This window comes from Streptomyces sp. NPDC002935 (assembly GCF_040611295.1).
Classification (GTDB): Bacteria; Actinomycetota; Actinomycetes; order Streptomycetales; family Streptomycetaceae; genus Streptomyces.
Map to the genome: position 1 here is coordinate 63,783 of NZ_JBEXNW010000016.1, position 14,645 is coordinate 78,427.

The 14,645-nt window shown below is 70.9% G+C and carries 13 protein-coding genes; 4 read left to right on the forward strand and 9 right to left on the reverse strand.

The window, feature by feature from the left end; translation table 11 throughout:
- Positions 1 to 19: 19 nt before the first annotated feature.
- The 7 genes from ABZX90_RS22465 to ABZX90_RS22495 form a co-directional block, all read right to left on the reverse strand.
- Positions 20 to 1,039, reverse strand: a complete 1,020-nt coding sequence (locus ABZX90_RS22465) for an ABC transporter permease (protein ID WP_351119041.1) — start codon at positions 1,037 to 1,039, stop codon at positions 20 to 22.
- Positions 1,036 to 2,574 carry a sugar ABC transporter ATP-binding protein gene (locus tag ABZX90_RS22470; protein WP_355207320.1) on the reverse strand — a complete coding sequence of 513 codons (1,539 nt, stop codon included), beginning with the start codon at positions 2,572 to 2,574 and terminating at the stop codon, positions 1,036 to 1,038. The genes ABZX90_RS22465 and ABZX90_RS22470 overlap by 4 nt, the downstream gene beginning before the upstream one ends.
- 139 nt (positions 2,575 to 2,713) lie before the next feature.
- Complete coding sequence (locus ABZX90_RS22475) at positions 2,714 to 3,895, reverse strand: ROK family transcriptional regulator (RefSeq protein WP_351119374.1); 1,182 nt, start codon at positions 3,893 to 3,895, stop codon at positions 2,714 to 2,716.
- A 200-nt stretch (positions 3,896 to 4,095) separates the two neighbouring features.
- A complete protein-coding gene (locus ABZX90_RS22480; protein WP_351119037.1) occupies positions 4,096 to 4,770 on the reverse strand; it encodes a GntR family transcriptional regulator in 675 nt (224 codons plus the stop codon).
- 155 nt (positions 4,771 to 4,925) lie between these two features.
- Entirely contained in the window at positions 4,926 to 5,873 is a 948-nt protein-coding gene (locus ABZX90_RS22485) for a beta-ketoacyl-ACP synthase III (protein WP_355207323.1), read from the reverse strand.
- Positions 5,874 to 6,009: 136 nt separating this feature from the next.
- Positions 6,010 to 6,144 (reverse strand): hypothetical protein, encoded by a 135-nt coding sequence (locus tag ABZX90_RS22490; RefSeq protein ID WP_266763888.1) that lies wholly within the window; start codon positions 6,142 to 6,144, stop codon positions 6,010 to 6,012.
- A complete protein-coding gene (locus ABZX90_RS22495; RefSeq protein WP_355207326.1) occupies positions 6,113 to 7,447 on the reverse strand; it encodes an OFA family MFS transporter in 1,335 nt (444 codons plus the stop codon). The genes ABZX90_RS22490 and ABZX90_RS22495 overlap by 32 nt, the downstream gene beginning before the upstream one ends.
- Before the next feature lie 353 nt (positions 7,448 to 7,800).
- On the opposite strand from ABZX90_RS22495, the gene ABZX90_RS22500 reads away from it, so the two are divergent.
- Both ABZX90_RS22500 and fdhD read left to right on the forward strand, forming a co-directional pair.
- A complete protein-coding gene (locus ABZX90_RS22500) occupies positions 7,801 to 8,772 on the forward strand; it encodes a 2-dehydropantoate 2-reductase (RefSeq protein WP_351119034.1) in 972 nt (323 codons plus the stop codon).
- 243 nt (positions 8,773 to 9,015) lie between these two features.
- Positions 9,016 to 9,879 carry a formate dehydrogenase accessory sulfurtransferase FdhD gene (gene fdhD, locus ABZX90_RS22505; protein WP_351119032.1) on the forward strand — a complete coding sequence of 288 codons (864 nt, stop codon included), beginning with the start codon at positions 9,016 to 9,018 and terminating at the stop codon, positions 9,877 to 9,879.
- A 73-nt stretch (positions 9,880 to 9,952) separates the two neighbouring features.
- Here fdhD and ABZX90_RS22510 read toward each other — a convergent pair whose 3' ends face one another.
- Positions 9,953 to 10,768 carry a LysR substrate-binding domain-containing protein gene (locus ABZX90_RS22510; protein ID WP_355207330.1) on the reverse strand — a complete coding sequence of 272 codons (816 nt, stop codon included), beginning with the start codon at positions 10,766 to 10,768 and terminating at the stop codon, positions 9,953 to 9,955.
- A 144-nt stretch (positions 10,769 to 10,912) separates the two neighbouring features.
- On the opposite strand from ABZX90_RS22510, the gene ABZX90_RS22515 reads away from it, so the two are divergent.
- Positions 10,913 to 11,641 carry an SDR family oxidoreductase gene (locus ABZX90_RS22515; RefSeq protein ID WP_355207333.1) on the forward strand — a complete coding sequence of 243 codons (729 nt, stop codon included), beginning with the start codon at positions 10,913 to 10,915 and terminating at the stop codon, positions 11,639 to 11,641.
- 112 nt (positions 11,642 to 11,753) lie between these two features.
- On the opposite strand, the gene ABZX90_RS22520 is transcribed toward ABZX90_RS22515, so the two are convergent.
- Positions 11,754 to 12,296 (reverse strand): isochorismatase family protein, encoded by a 543-nt coding sequence (locus ABZX90_RS22520; RefSeq protein WP_351119028.1) that lies wholly within the window; start codon positions 12,294 to 12,296, stop codon positions 11,754 to 11,756.
- A gap of 354 nt (positions 12,297 to 12,650) precedes the next feature.
- Here ABZX90_RS22520 and ABZX90_RS22525 point away from each other — a divergent pair, with 354 nt between their 5' ends.
- Positions 12,651 to 14,642 carry a sialidase family protein gene (locus tag ABZX90_RS22525; RefSeq protein WP_355207336.1) on the forward strand — a complete coding sequence of 664 codons (1,992 nt, stop codon included), beginning with the start codon at positions 12,651 to 12,653 and terminating at the stop codon, positions 14,640 to 14,642.
- Positions 14,643 to 14,645: the final 3 nt, after the last annotated feature.

Sequence of the window (14,645 nt, forward strand, 5' to 3'; positions counted from 1 at the left end):
GCGGTGGACCCTTCCCGTGTCAGGTCGTGCTTGCTGTACGCCGCTGGACCAGGACCGCGGCGACGATGATCGCTCCCTTGGCGATCTGCTGCACGTCGCTCTGGAGGTTGTTCAGCGCAAAGATGTTGGTGATCGTCGTGAAGATCAGGACGCCGAGCACCGAGCCGGTGATGGTGCCGCGGCCCCCGCTGAGCAGGGTGCCGCCGATGATCGCCGCCGCGATGGCGTCGAGTTCGTAGAGATTGCCGTTGGTGTTCTGGCCGGAACCGGACAGGATGATCAGCAGGAAGGCGGCGACGCCGCAGCACAGTCCGGAGAGCAGATAGAGGTACAGCCGCTGCCGTCGTACGTCGATGCCGGCGAGCCGTGCGGCCTCGGCGTTGCCGCCGACGGCGACCGTGCGCCGGCCGAAGGTGGTGCGGTTGAGGACCAGCCAGCCGATGACGGTGACGACGGCGAAGACGAGGACCAGCGGTGGGACGCCGAGCACGTAGGAGTCGCGCTCGCCCAGCTTGAGAATGCCGTCCACCGAGACGATCTGGGTCCTGCCGTCCGTGATCTGGAGCGCGAGGCCGCGGGCCGAGGCGAGCATGGCGAGCGTCGCAATGAAGGGGACCATCCCGCCGTACGCGATGAGCAGTCCGTTGACCAGGCCGCAGCCCAGGCCGACGAGCACCGCGGTGAAGAGGATGCCCGCGAAGCCGTACTCCTGGGTGGCGACGGTGGTCGCCCAGACCGAGGAGAGCGCGACGATCGCGCCGACCGACAGATCGATGCCGCCTGAGGTGATGACGAAGGTCATGCCGACGGTGACGACGCCGATCACCGAGGCCTGGGTGAGGACGAGTTGGAGGTTGCGGGTGTCGAGGAACTCGTCGGGCTTGGTGATGCCGCCGATGACGATCAGGGCGGCGAGGACGCCGAGGAGCGAGAGGGTGCGGACGTCGGCGCGGGCCACGACCGTGCGCCACGCGGGGAGTTCACCCATCGAGGGCACCTTGCCGGTGCCGTCCCGGGGCGGGGACACGTGCTGCGTCATGACGCCGGGCTCCCTTCACTGGCCACAGGGCTTCCTTCCATCACTAGGTCGAGTACGCGGTGTTCGTCGAGTTCACGGGCGGGTGCGGTGTGCACGACGTGCCCTTCGCGGAGCACCAGGACGCGGTCGGCGAGCCCGAGCACCTCGGGCACTTCGCTGGAGACCAGCAGCACGGCGAGCCCCTCGTCGGCGAGCCGGCGGATCACCGCGTACAGCTCGGCGCGGGCTCCGACATCCACGCCGCGGGTGGGCTCGTCGAGGAGCAGGACACGGCAGCCGCGCAGCAGCCAGCGCGCCAGCACGGCCTTCTGCTGGTTCCCGCCGGACAGGGTCCTGACCGGTACCGCCGGGTTGTCGGGGCGCAGCGAGAGCTCGCGGGTGGCGGCCCGGGCGGCGCCGCGTTCGGCCCGCCGGTCGATCCAGCCCGCGTAGGCGAAGCGGGCCATGGACGACACGGAGACATTGCGGGTGACCGACTCCAGCATCAGCAGGGCCTGCCCCTTGCGCTCCTCGGGGGCCAGTCCGAGTCCGGCACGTACGGCGGCGCGTACGCTGCCGGTGCGCAAAGGCCTCCCGTTCACGCTGACCTGACCGGTGGTCGGTCGGCGTGCCCCGTAGATCGTCTCCAGGATCTCGGAGCGGCCGGAGCCGACGAGTCCGGCCAGACCGACGATTTCGCCGGGGCGCAGTTCGAGGTCGAGCGGGGCGAACTCTCCCTGACGGGAGAGGTCTCGGACCGTGAGCACGGGGTCGCCCGGTGGCCGCGCGGGGGGCCGGTCGGGGAAGAGGTACTCGACGTTGCGCCCGGTCATCAGGGCCACGACGTCGCGGGTCGGTGTCGACCTGGCGGGCAGTCCGCCCGCCACCGCACGCCCGTCCTTCAGCACGGTGACACGGTCACCGATGCGGCGGATCTCCTCCAGACGATGGGAGATGTAGACCACGGCGACGCCGTCCGCGGTCAGATCGCCGACGATGCGGAAGAGGTTGTCGACCTCGTCGGGGTCGAGAGCGGCCGACGGCTCGTCCATGACGATGAGCCGTACGTCGTGGGAGAGCGCCCGCGCCATGGACACGATCTGCTGCTGGGCCGCCGACAGGTCGCCGACGAGCCTCGCCGGATCGATCTCCGGGTGCCCGAGCCGCTTGAGGAGTGCGGCGGTCGACGCCTTGGCGGCCTTGCCCCGTACGACGAATCCGGCGGCGGTGGGCTCATGTCCGAGGTGGACGTTCTCGGCCACCGACAGCCCCTCCACCAGGTCGAGTTCCTGGTAGATGGTGGCGATGCCGAGGCGCATGGCGGCGATCGGGGACTTGAGGGTGACGGGCTCGCCGCGCCAGTCGATGGTTCCCTCGTCGGGCTGGTGGGCACCGGCCAGGACCTTGATGAGCGTGGACTTCCCGGCACCGTTCTGGCCCAGCAGGCAGTGCACTTCACCGGCCTGGACGTCGAGGTCGACGCCGTCGAGGGCCCGGACTCCGGGAAACGACTTCGTGATGCCGGACATGGTGAGCAGCGGTGGTTCTGGTGCCATGACGGCTCCCTTGGGCAGGCGTGCGGGCCGGTTGCCGGGCGGTGCGCGTACGGGGCGAGTGGATTCGGGCACGGCGGAGCCGGCCCCGTGCCGGTGGTCCGATTCCTGGTGGTGGATCGCGCGGGCGAGAAGAAGGGGCTTACGCGGGCGAGAACAGGTGGTCGCTGATCAGCCGGGCCCCGCCGATGACGCCGGCGGCCGGCCCCAACTCCCCGAGGACAATGGGCAGATTGCCGGTCGCGAGCGGAAGCGACTGGCGGTAGACCTGGGTGCGGATCGCGGCGAGCAGGGTGTGGCCGAGACCCGTCACCCCACCGCCGATCACCACCAGGCCGGGATTGAAGAAGCTGACGAGTGCTGCGATGACCTGACCGGTGCGGTTGCCGCCCTCCCGGATCAGATCGAGCGCGGTGGCGTCGCCCGCCGCGGCGGCCGCGGCGACGTCGACGGCGCTGAGCGCGCCGTTCGTCTCCAGCCGCGAGGCGAGTTCGGCCGACAGGCCCTGCCGGGCCGCTTCCACTGCGTCACGCGCGAGCGCGGCGCCACTGAAGTGGGCTTCCAGGCAGCCCCGGTTGCCGCAGGCGCACGGCCGGCCGTCGGGCACGGCCTGGATGTGTCCGATGTCGCCGGCGCTGCCCGTCGCACCGCGATGGACCTCACCGCCGACGACGATGCCGCAGCCGATGCCGGTGCCGATCTTGACGCAGAGGAAGTCGCCCACGGAGCGCGCGACGCCCGCGTGCTGCTCCCCCATGGCCATCAGGTTCACGTCGTTGTCGACCATGACCGGGCAGCCGAGTTCCTGGCTGAGCGCCTCGCGGACCGGGAAGCCGTCCCAGCCGGGCATGATCGGCGGGGCGACCGGGACGCCCTCGGGGAAACGGACGGGACCCGGAACGCCGATGCCGGCGCCGTCGAAGCCCTCCGCGAACCCCGAGGCCTTCAACTTCGCTGCCATGGCCAGCACTTGCTCCGACACGACGACCGGTCCCTCGCGCACGTCCATGGGCTGGTTGATGTGCCCCAGGATCTCCAGTTCCGCGTTGGTGACGGCCACGTCGATCGAGGTCGCGCCGATGTCGACGCCAAGGAAGCGCAGCGCCGGTGCGAGCCGGACGTTGTGCGAGCGGCGTCCGCCTCGCGAGGCGGCGAGTCCGTCGGCCACCACGAGCCCGGTCTCCAGCAGCCGGTCCACCTCGACGGCCAGCTTCGACCGCGAGAGGTCGACCTGATCCCCCAGCTGGGCACGGGAGTTGGGGCCACCGTCACGCAACAGCCGTAGCAACCGGGCCTGATGGGCGTTCGCGGGTCGTGCCGTCATACGTCTCACGAGCCCCTCCCCGCCCAGATCGGCCTGCGTCCGTCAGGTTCCGGCCACCCTCACCGGCCGCGCTTTCGAGGGGAACGTAGCAGCGGGTGCCGGGAGTTGGAAGAAGTCGCGCACGAATTACCGTCGACTTTCTCCACTCCCAGGACAAAGGGAGATCGTGAATGAGCAGAACAGGAGTGTCCGTCGGCCGGCTACTTCTCTCGCTCGTGGTACATCTTCCGCGTGTGTTCCGTGTGGGCCCGCATGACCGCGGTGGCGCGCTCCTCGTCCCGTTCCGCTATCGCGGCGATCAGTTCCCGGTGTTCGGTCCAGGACTGCTGTCCGCGCTGCCGGGCCACCGGCGTGTAGTACCAGCGGACCCGACGGTCGACCTGTGCGGCGAGCTCGGCGAGCACCGTGTTGCCGGCGAGTTCCATGATCTTGGCGTGCAGTCGCGCGTTCATCGCGACCGCGCCGTCCACGTCGTCGGCGGCGACCGCACGCTCCCCCTCCGTGCACAGGGCTTCGAGCGCGGTGATGGCGGCGGTGCCCGCGTTGGCGGCGGCGAGCCGGGCGGCCTCGGCCTCCAGGAGCGTACGGACCGTGAGGAGCTGGTCGGCCTCCTCCTCGGTCGGCTCGTGCACGAACGCGCCCTGGGCCGGCCGCAGATCGACCCAGCCCTCGGTGCTCAGCCGCTGGAGGGCCTCACGCACGGGCTGCCGGGACACCCCGAGGTGACCGGCGAGTTCGCTCTCGACGAGGTGCTGGCCCGGCTTGAGGGCGCGGGTGGTGATGAGTTCGAGCAGCGCCTCGTAGACGCGGTCACGCAGCGGGCCGGGCCGCTCGAGCTTGGGTACCGCTCCCTGAGGCAGTCCTGTCGACAACATCACGGTCCCTCCTGGGCAGCGCCGTCGCCGCGATAGGAAAGTCGATTATCAATTGTCTTTCGCCTACAGTCTACGGCGCACAAACGCCGCCAGGCACAGGAGTTGGGCTTGTCACACTCGGGTGCGCGAGGGCCGGACGAGCAGCTCAGGCCGCCTCACGGACAGCGGACGACCTGACCCGCGTACGACAGGTTGCCGCCGAAGCCGAACAGCAGGACGGGGTCACCGGTGGAGATCTCTCCGCGCTCGACGAGCTTGGAGAAGGCGAGCGGGATGCTCGCGGCGGAGGTGTTCCCGGACTCGACGACATCCCGCGCGACGACGGCGTTGACCGCGCCGATCTTCAGGGCGAGCGGCTCGATGATGCGCAGGTTGGCCTGGTGCAGGACGACCCCGGCGAGATCCTCGGGCACGAGGCCGGCCCGCTCGCAGGCCTTGCGGGCGAGCGGCGGGAGCTGTGTGGTGGCCCAGCGGTAGACGCTCTGCCCCTCCTGCGCGAACCGCGAGGGGGTGCCCTCGATGCGCACGGCGTTCCCCATCTCGGGCACCGAGCCCCACAGCACCGGTCCGATGCCGGGCTCCTCGCCCGCGGGGCAGGCCTCGACGACGGCGGCCCCCGCGCCGTCCCCGACGAGGACGCACGTCGTGCGGTCGGTCCAGTCCGCCACGTCGCTCATCTTGTCGGCGCCGATGACCAGCGCCCGGGTCGCGGCACCGGCGCGCACGGCGTGGTCGGCGGTGGCGAGGGCGTGGGTGAAACCGGCGCAGACGACGTTGACGTCCATGGCGGCCGGCGAGGGGATGCCGAGGCGGGCGGAGACCCGGGCTGCCATGTTCGGGGAGCGGTCGACGGCCGTGGAGGTGGCGACGAGGACGAGGTCGATGTCGCTCGGCGTCAGGCCCGCCGCGGCGAGCGCCTTGGCGGCGGCGTGCGCGGCGAGCTCGTCGACCGGTTCGTCGGGCCCGGCGATGTGGCGCGTCCGGATGCCCACCCGGCTCGTGATCCACTCGTCGCTGGTGTCGACCAGGCCCGCCAGGTCCTCATTGGTGAGTACCTTGGCGGGCTGGTAATGGCCGACGGCGGCGATCCGTGAGCCGTTCATGAGTGGTCCCCCTTGTGCTTCGGGTAGCCGGATCCTCCAGTCTGATCAATGACTCACGGGTACGACGGCAGGTGATGCCACAGGAAAGGGACGCCAGGCTTGTCGGCTTCTGTCAGACCCTCGGACGCCCGAACACCTAGCCCGAGAACAGTTGCGTCGCCTTCTGGACGAGCTCGTAGAGGCCGTAGCACAGGGGTGCGCCCACCCACAGCCAGGCGAAGGCGATCAGCGGTCGCCGGTCAGGCGGACTCGGGCTGCTGTCGTGCGACATCGGCGGCCTCCCTCGGTGCGGGGATGTGGTGGCGGGCGTCGACGGGCCGTACGAACTCGTTCGCGACGAAGCCGACGGCGAGCAGCCCGATCATGATCAGGAACGACAGTCCGTACAAGGAGGAGCCGTGTTTGCCGGCCGCTTCCTGGTGGTCCGCGATCCAGTTGACGATCAGCGGGCCGAGGACGCCGGCGGTGGACCAGGCGGTGAGCAGCCGACCGTGGATGGCACCGACCTGGTAGGTGCCGAAGAGGTCCTTGAGGTACGCCGGGATCGTGGCGAAACCTCCGCCGTAGAAGGAGAGGATCACCAGCGCGCCGAGGATGAACAGCGGTTTGGAGGAGTCCCCGAGCCAGGCGATGAGCGCGTACATCAGCGCTCCGACCCCGAGGTAGACGCGGTAGATGTTCTTGCGCCCGATCAGGTCGGAGGTCGAGGACCAGCCGATCCGGCCCGCCATGTTGGCCGCGGACAGCAGGGCGACGAACCCGGCGGCCGCGGAGGCTGACACCGGTGTGGAGGTGTCCGCGAAGAAGTCCGTGATCATCGGGGCGGCCTTCTCCAGGATGCCGATGCCGGCGGTCACGTTCATGCAGAGCACGATCCACAGACACCAGAACTGTGGGGTCCGTACGGCGTTGCGCGCGGAAACCTGGACCCCGTCGAGCGCGCTCGGCCCGGACGACGCGGTCGGCTTCTCACCGCGGGGCACGCGCACCAGCAGCACCCCGAGGGTCATGAACACGGCATACGTCAGCCCGTGCACGAGGAAGGCGAGCGCGATCCCGGAGGAGTCGGAACCGAACGACTTCAGCATCTGGGCGGACCAGGGCGAGGCGATGAGCGCGCCGCCGCCGAAGCCCATGATCGCGATGCCGGTGGCCATGCCGGGCCGGTCCGGGAACCACTTGATCAGCGTGGAGACGGGTGAGATGTAGCCGATGCCGAGGCCCGTTCCGCCGACGAAGCCGTAGCCGAACACGATCAGCCAGTACTGCTCGGTGGCGGCGCCGAGCGCGGCGATGAGAAAGCCGGAGGAGAAGCAGACGAGGGCGACGGTCATCGCCCAGCGCGGTCCGTTGCGCTCGACGAAAGTGCCGCCGAACGCGGCCGACAGACCGAGCATCACGATGCCGAGCTGGAAGGGCAGCGCGCTCTGGGTTCCGCTGAGACCGAGCGCGGATTCGAGCGGCGGCTTGAAGACACTCCAGGCGTAGGCCTGGCCGATGGAGAGATGGACCGACAGGGCGGCCGGCGGGACGAGCCAGCGGCTCCAACCGGGGGGTGCGACAGGAGGGCTCATGATCCGGAACGATAGGAAGCGGTTGCCCGGCTGTGAAGCGGCGCGACGCAAACTCGTCGACCGTATGCGATGAGCGGTCTCCCTGACGCGACGAACGGTCACGGAGCGGACTGGAGGGTCCGGCCCAGCGGCCACGGCACGCGGGTGCGGCAGGCGAGTGCGGCGCGCGGGTGCGGCACGCTCTCCTGGGCCCAGGTTGCTCAGGAGCCCTCCGCGCCGCGACCCACCAACGGCTTCCGGCACCCCTGCCGCTGTGCCGCCCCTTGCCCTCGCTCATTCCATCCTGTAGACAATATTTCGTCGACAGAGTTCGGAAGTTCCTCGGTACCCTCGACCGAACGGAGCGCCACACAGTGAAAGTCGCCGTTCTCGGCGCCGGTGCGATCGGCGCCTACGTCGGCGCCGCGCTGCACCGCGCAGGCGCCGACGTCCATCTCGTCGCCCGTGGACCGCATCTCGCGGCCATGAGGCAGCAAGGCGTCCACGTCATCAGCCCGCGCGGGGACTTCACCGCGCGCGCCCACGCCACCGACGACCCGGCCGACATCGGTCCGGTCGACTACGTCTTCCTGGGCCTGAAGGCCAACTCGTACGCGGCGTGCGGGCCGCTCATCGAGCCGTTGCTGCACGACACCACGGCGGTGATCGCCGCCCAGAACGGCATTCCCTGGTGGTACTTCCACCGGCACGGCGGACCCTACGACGGCCACCGGGTGGAGAGCGTGGACCCGGGCGGCGCGGTCAGCGCGGTGCTGGCGCCGGAGCGGGCCATCGGCTGTGTCGTGTACGCCGCGACCGAACTGGAGGGACCGGGAGTCGTCCGCCATCTCGAAGGCACCCGGTTCTCCATCGGGGAGCCCGACCGGTCCGTCTCGGCGCGCTGCCGGGCGTTCAGCGATGCCATGCAGGAGGGCGGGCTGAAGTGCCCGGTCGAGCGGGACCTGCGCAATGACATCTGGCTCAAGCTGCTCGGCAACATCTCGTTCAACCCGATCAGCGCGCTGTCCCGGGCCACCATGCGGCAGATGTGCCTGCACGGCGGGACGCGCAAGGTCATCGAGATCATGATGACCGAGACGCTGACCGTCGCCGAGGCGCTCGGCTGCGAGGTGGGAGTGTCCATCGAGCGGCGCCTCGCGGGTGCGGAGCGCGTCGGCGACCACCGCACCTCGACGCTCCAGGACCTGGAGCGGGGCAAGCCGCTGGAACTCGACGTGCTGCTCGCGGCCGTCGTGGAACTCGCGGAGATCACCGGGGTGCCGGTGCCGACGTTGCGCACGGTGCACGCCATCTCGGATCTGCTCGCGCTGCGGACGGCGGCATGAGCGCGGAGCGGGTCGCCGGCCGAGGTGGCACGCGGCCCGCTCCGCACGGGCGGGACCGGCCCACTCCCGTCGTGCAGGACCGGCGCGCTCCGTACGGGCAGGACCGGCCCGCTCCGTACGTGCAGGACAATGAGTGCGTGAAGGTCACCCTCCCCGCACGACGATCCGGTGACCCGCACGACAACCGCCGTATGAAGGGCCGATCCGGCCAGCCGCACGTACAGAAGCGGGACTGATCAGGACATGGGACGAGTCACGGAACGACGCAAGGTGATCCGCATCCGGGACGGGGCCGTGAGCACCCGTCCGGACACGCTCGTCGCCGAGGAACCGCTGGAGATCCGGCTCAACGGCAAACCCCTGGCGATCACCATGCGCACCCCGGGCGACGACTTCGCGCTGGCCGCGGGCTTCCTGGTGAGCGAGGGCGTGCTGGGCCGGGCGGACGAGCTGCAGAACATCGTGTACTGCGCCGGGGCCACGGTGGACGGCTCCAACACCTACAACGTCGTCGATGTGCGGACGGCGCCCGGCGTCGTCATTCCCGACATCACGCTCGAACGCAATGTGTACACGACGTCCTCCTGCGGTCTGTGCGGCAAGGCGAGCCTGGACGCGGTGCGTACGACGGCCCGCTGGACCGTCGACGACACGGAGGGCGGCACCACTCCCCCGGTGCGGCTGGAGCCCGAGTTGCTCGCGAGCCTCCCCGACCGGCTGCGCGCGGCGCAGCGGGTCTTCGACCGGACCGGGGGCCTGCACGCGGCGGCGCTGTTCACCGAGGAGGGCGAGCTCATCGACGTACGCGAGGACGTGGGCCGGCACAACGCGGTCGACAAACTCGTCGGCCGCGCCCTGCAGAACGGCACGCTTCCGCTCTCCCGGACGGTCCTGCTGGTCTCCGGCCGGGCCTCCTTCGAGCTGGCGCAGAAGGCGGTGATGGCGGGCCTCCCGGTGCTCGCCGCGGTCTCGGCCCCGTCGTCCCTGGCCGTCGACCTGGCCGCGGAGACCGGCCTCACCCTGGTCGGCTTCCTGCGCGGCGCCAACATGAACGTGTACGCGGGCGAGCACCGCATCGCCCTGCGGGCCGCGGCCGCCCAGGGCTGACACCGGCTCCCCGCGACACGGCGGTGGGGCCCCGAACGGCGGGGAGCGCCCCCTGCGCCGGAGGGGCCCCGCCTCAGCCCCGAACCGTCGCCACCTCGGCGAACGCGGCGATCAGAGGCGTGCGGCGACTCCCCTCCCAGGCCAGGAACACCTGGTCACGTGACGCGTCCGTGACCGGAACGTACGTGATGTCCTGGCGCGAGTACTGCTCGGCGACGGACTCCGGTACGAGCGTGATGCCGGCCCCGCCCGCCACGCGCTCGAACTTCTCCTCGATGGTCCGGATCGGCAGCTCGTCCGGCCCGGGGTCGGAGTAGCGCAGCCAGGTCTCGCCCTCCAGGTCGGCGAGGGCGAGTTCCTGCTTCCCGGCGAGCCGGTGGGCCGCCGGGAGCATGGCGACACGGGCCTCGTCGAACAGGGGCAGCAGGGCGAGTCCCTGCTCCTGGATCGGCCGGCGGACGTAGGCGAGGTCGACGGTCCCGTCGAGGATCAACTGTTCCTGGTCGTCCCATTCGACGCGGCGTGCCTGCACGTCGACATCGGGATGGGCGGCGCCGAAGGCCCGCAGGGCGTGGGTGACCACCACTCCGGCCCGGAAGCCCACGACGAGCCGGCGCGGGCCGCGGGCCGCCCGCCGCACCCGGCGCCGGGTCGCGTCGGCGGCGGCGAGCAACGGGTGTGCGTCGTCGAGGAGTTGGCGCCCCGGCACGGTCAGGGTCACACCGCGACTGTCGCGTTCGAAGAGCACCGCGTCCAAGTCCTTCTCCAGCGCCCTGATCTGACGGCTGAGCACCGGCTGGGCGATGTGCAGCCGCTCCGCCGCGCGCCCGAAGTGCAGCAGTTCGGCCACCGCCACGAAGTAGCGGACCTTGCGCAGGTCGAGATCCATGACCGCCCCTTCCGTCGCAGCACCGGCGATGCCTTCAGGGTATCGCCGGCGCCGAAAGAGGTCTTGGACGGCGGGGCACGGCCGCGCGCAGGCTTGCAGACACCGGGAAGAACCCGGGAATGGCGGGGAAGGAAGGGAACCGACATGGGTAGCAGGGGTCTGCGAGGACAGCGGGTCGTCGTGATCGGAGGCACGGCGGGCATCGGGCTCGCGGTGGCGGAGGCGGCCGCACGGGAGGGAGCCGAGGTGGTGGTCGCCTCGCGGCGCCGGGAGAGTGTGGACGCCGCCCTGGAGCGCCTGCCGTCCGGCGCCGAGGGGTATGCGCTGGACGCGACCGACGAGGACGGTGTCCGCGGCTTCTTCGGCCGGATCGGCGATTTCGACCATCTGGTCTACACGGCCGGTGAGTCGCTGCTGCTGGAGAGCCTCGCCGAGTCCGATCCGGCCCGGGCCCGGCGCTTCCTGGACACCCGGCTGTGGGGCGCGTACGCGGCCGTCAAGTACGGCTCCCCGGCGATCCGCGAAGGCGGCTCGGTCGTCCTGACCACCGGCACGGCCGGGCGCCGGCCGATGCCGGGGACCAGTGTCGCGGCAAGCCTGTGCGGGGCGATGGAGTCGCTGACCCGCGCCCTGGCCCTGGAGCTCGCGCCGGTCCGGGTGAACGTGGTCTCGCCCGGAGTGGTCCGCACCGAGCTGTGGCGGGATCTCCCGGAGGAGGACCGCGACGGACTGTTCACGTCCGCCGCCGCGTCGCTCCCGGTCGGCCGTGTGGGCGAGCCGGAGGACATCGCCGAGGCCTATCTGTACCTGATGCGCGGGGGCTACAGCACCGGCTCGGTCGTCGTGGTCGACGGGGGCGCCGTACTGGTGTGAGAGCCGCCTCCGGCACTCCGGCGCGGCTCGTCCCCGGCCCGCCATGAGGCGAACCTCGTCGGCGGTCACGACCGTGCCCTCTCGTGAAGGGCACCTGGCCGACGCTCTCGGCTCACCCCGTCGAGAAGCGCACCTCGTCGGCGGCTACGACCGTACCGAGCCGCGGGAAGTCCAGGCGGATGGAGGCCTCGTGCTCCGGGGCGGTGAACGCGGCCATCGCGTCCTCCACAAAGACGAGGTCGTAACCGAGGTCTCCGGCTGCGCGCGCGGTCGACTCGACCCCCAGGTTGGTGGCGATTCCGCCGAACACCACGGTGGAGACGCCATGTTCGCGCAGGCGCTCGTCGAGGCCGGTGCCCTGGAACCCGCCGATCGTCCGCTTCACGATCTCCAGATCACCCTCCGCGACCAGCCCGGCGACGAGTCCGCTGCCGGGCGGCTGCTCCGGGACTCCGGACCGCTCGACCCGGATGAGCACGACGAGCGCGCCCGCCTTCCGGAAGGAGGTCGCCAACTCCTCTGCGGTGGCAAGGACTTCGGTCCCCTTGTGCGGCGCCAGGGGCAACGCCACGATGCGCTCCATCAGATCGACGAGCACGAGGGCGGTGCGCGCCGGATCGAGGGCGAGGCGGGGTTCGGCTTCGGGTGCGGTCATGACGGAACGTTAGCCCGCATCAGCCGTCCGTACCGGAAATCCGGATCAACAAGCCCGTGAACTCCCCTGTCCGATGGCAATGACCCCGCCGATCGGCCGTCCGTATGGATCTGTCCATTCGGGTGAGCGGCCCGCCACTCGGCCGTGTCAGGCCCGCGGCCGTCCGCGGGTTCGGCATATCGTGCGGGCTCCCTCGCCGGACACCTGGCCGCGAAAATCTGGCGTGAACACGACCGGTACATGCTTCTTGTGGGGTGCGTGAGGGCCCAAGTAGCGTCTGCGGCGCGAACGTTGGACGTGGGATGTCCAGAGAATCCGGATTGCCCAGCCGCCGTACGAAGGGCAGGTCGCACCATGCCGTCACGCCTCCGCTCCCGTCTGAGATCCACCTTCGCCGTCCGACCGGGACCTGTCTCCCTCACCCGTCCGGGACCTGTCTCCCGCACCCGTCCGGGATCCGCCTTCCTCTCCCGTCCGGGATCCGGCTCCCGCACCCGCCTCGGGGCCGCCCTGACGGCCGCTCTCGGCGTCGCCGCGCTGCTCGCGCTCCCGGGCACGGCGCGGGCCGAACCGGCCGCCACGACCGGCGAGTTCGAGCAACAGGTGTTGTTCAAGGCCTCTCAGGACCCGGGCTACGCCTGCTTCCGCATCCCGTCCGTCGTCCGGACGACCGAGGGAACGCTGCTGGCGTTCGCCGAGGGGCGCGTCCTCAACTGCGGCGACGCGGCCGACATCGACATCGTGGTGAAGCGCTCCGCCGACGGCGGGCGTACCTGGAGCCCTCTGCAGGTCGTCAACGAGGGGGGCGGGGACACCCACGGCAACCCCACGCCGATCGTGGACCGCGAGACCGGCCGGATCGTACTGGCCCAGACGTACAACACGGGCCGTACGGACAGCGCGAGCTGCACGGTGCCGTGCGACCGGACCCCGCATCTCCAGTACAGCGACGACGACGGTCTCAGCTGGTCGCAGCCGCGTGACCTGAGCGACGAGATCCTGCCCGCGAACTGGAACTCCTGGTACGCCACCGGTCCGGTGCACGGCATCCAGCTCACCCGCGGGCGGCACGCGGGACGGCTCGTCTTCGCGGTCAACACCGAGACCTGGAACGGCAGTCGGGTCACCACCAACAACGCCGCGCTCATCACCAGCGACGACGGCGGCGACCACTGGGACATCGGTGCGACCGACTCCTGGCCGATCGCGGACGACGGCACCTTCCGGCAGAAGCCGTCCGAGATGACGCTCACCGAACGCACCGACGGATCTGTCCTCATCAGCGGTCGCGAGCAGGACGGCACCGACCTCGGGCACCGCACCCAGGCGGTCAGCAGGGACGGCGGCGACAGCTTCGTCTCCGCTTTCCGTGACGTCCCCGACCTCTACGCGCCCCAGGTGCAGGGCTCCACCCTGCGCGTCGGCGACCGGATCCTGCTGGCCTGCCCCGGCGACCCGGACCGCCGCCGGACCATGATGATCCGCTCCTCCTACGACGGCGGACACACGTGGGACAGCGTGGACCGCGGCACGGTCGTCACCACCGACTGGTCGGGCTACTCCGACCTGGTGCGGATCGACGGCGACACCGTGGGCCTGATGTACGAGGGCGGCGCGGTCGACGCGCGCGACGAGATCCGCTTCGCCCGCTTCACCGAGGACTGGCTCCGGCCGCGCCGGGGCCCTGACCCGACGACGGCCGACTTCGCTCCCTTCACCCGGCGGGCGGCGGTCCTCGGCGGCGCGCAGCGGACGGCGGGCGTCCTCGGGGACGCGCTGGAGTTCGACGGCGCGGACGACGCCGTACGACTGCCGTATCAGGACCGGCTCCCGCTGGGGACGAAGGACTTCACGGCGTCCCTGTGGTTCCGCTACACGGGCACCAGCGGTGAGCAGCCGCTGCTGTGGATGGGCGGGATCGGGACGACGCAGCCGCAGGTGTGGCTGCGCGGGGAGCCCGCCTCCAACCGGATCACCGGCCTCATCACCACCCGGAACGGCGCGGCGCCCCCGACCACGGCGTTCGTGCGGACCGCGGGCGCTTTCAACGACGGCCAGTGGCACCATCTGGCGCTGCGGCGCGGCGGGGGACAGCTCACGCTGTTCATCGACGGGACGACCGTCAGTACGGCGGACGTGCCCGGATCGGTCAGCCGGAACTCGCCGTTCGGGGTGCACATCGGCCAACGGATGGACAGCCGCGCGTACTTCACCGGCGCGATCGACGATGTGCGCGTCTACGACCGCGCGTTGAGCGACGAGGAGCTGTCGGTGCCGGCCGCGAAGCAGGTGACCCGGGACACCGTCCTGTGGCTCCCCATGGACCATGTGAGCGGGGACCACTAACGT